General features: G+C 36.4%; 2 protein-coding genes. Both read left to right on the plus strand.

Features of this window, described 5'->3' with window-relative positions; all coding sequences use genetic code 11:
- On the plus strand, nt 1-275 hold a 275-nt coding region (locus Q4Q55_RS10565), incomplete at its 5' end, for a hypothetical protein (protein WP_303372754.1).
- A 468-nt stretch (nt 276-743) separates the two neighbouring features.
- The coding region (locus Q4Q55_RS10570) for a hypothetical protein (RefSeq protein ID WP_303372755.1) at nt 744-1,792 on the plus strand (1,049 nt) is incomplete at its 3' end.

Here is a 1,792-nt window from a genome sequence, read left to right on the forward strand (position 1 = left end):
ATGAAGATAGGAAGTCTAAAGGTCTGATGGCCGAGATGAGCTCAAGTGTTTTTTTGAATGAATCTTACACACGAAAAGATGCAGAGCACTTAATGCTGTCTATGCCGTTCAGAATATATGAAGAAATGGGTGTTATGAACCATTCAAAGTATATAGGTACCATTCAGTTGGATAAACAGATTGCCAAGAGGTTAGACGTGGAAGATATAGATTTGATAAGAAAATATTGCAGGGATGGAATTTGTAAATATTATAGTGGTAACAGGCCCCTATAACAGCAACTTCATTTTTTCGGTAAAAACGGAAGTTGAACGAGTGAGAAACAACACAAGCTATTGGACTATTTTGAAAAATCCAGGATAATTTCCTATGGCTATCCGGTGTTCCTGTGTTCAAAAAGCACCATTCTGGTATGTTGGCAGCAACTCTATCAGAGCTTATGCCTTTGTAATTTCATGTAAAGGGTGCCAGCACCACCATTAAAAAAACAAAGCCTTGACAGAAATCATGCGGGAGGATATGCATTGTGATCGACCTGTGCCTAAGGTGCTTTCCGTTTTCCAGAATGTTGATCTCCATTTACGCCACGTAGAAGCATCCTGTGGATTTGTAGAGTGGAGTATTTGATTTTTCTTTAATGAAGCAGTTACTTTTTCTACTATAAATTGCCTCGAGACTTTCACAAAAGCCTTAATTTATATTTCCAAAGACACTTTATTATTGAGACTGGATGGATTATTAATATGGATGAGTATACCCAAATAGAAAAGCTTTTTAGGGATTCAACTAGATTATCCCAAATTAAATATGAAGACTTTATAAAAGCTGGATGGACTAAAGAAAATTACTTCAATTACTTACAGCAATGTGAAATTATTCATGCAGGTTTTGTGTTCTTTGACAGCGGGTTTACTCTTCAAACCTACTGCAATCCGTATCGGGGCAAAGATGGCCAGGCAGAAATAGCTTTTAAAAAAATGGAACGGCTATTTCTAGAGTGTGAAAGCTTGTTTGACTGGCTTCAGCAGTTTTTATCCTGTAAAATCGCGTTTACCAATGAACTTTTTAAAGATTTAGGGAACAGTATCTCATATTCACCTGTAGATTTAGTATGGACAGAGTTGGCAAGTCCACATTCTGTATATGTAGATAGCGATACTTTTCGCTATTATATAGAAATTGCTATATATAATTCTATTAAAGCTACTGCACCACCTGATAACGAGAAAAAGTTTCAGTATTCGTGGATAGATGAGATTAATGAAATACTTGGTGACGATATTGAAGAATTGTTCGACGAAGAAATTGAAGACATAATAGATGATTTGGAGGATAAGAAGCTTTTACAGCACGACCAGAACAAGGGCGACCTAGATGTGAATTTTGATAGCTATTATTCAATCCAAAACTACGCTAAAACAGTCGTACGCAACTCAGATATCGAAAATGAATATGATAATGCCATTTCATTACTGGAAGAAGAACTTGAAGCAAGGAAAATAAGATTAAACGTAGGCGAGCAAGACCGTCTTGTCCTTGAATATCCCCCTTTTATATGTTCGAACAATGAGCATGAAATAGAAGAAGTCTTGGCCTGTATAAAAATAATGAAGAAGGGAGAAATCACTCAAACAGAAATCAATGCAGGCTATTGTCCTCATTGCAAAGCTTTTTTTGTTAATCCAAAAACCACGAGTACTCTCCTAAAGGATGACATTCAAATTTTGCATCCCTTGATAAACTACGATGAGTTTCGGATATATACAAGCAAGAGATCTCGAGAAAGCACCGA

Origin of the sequence: Methanobrevibacter sp., assembly GCF_030539555.1 — an archaeon.
In the GTDB taxonomy this organism is placed as follows: Archaea; Methanobacteriota; Methanobacteria; order Methanobacteriales; family Methanobacteriaceae; genus Methanocatella.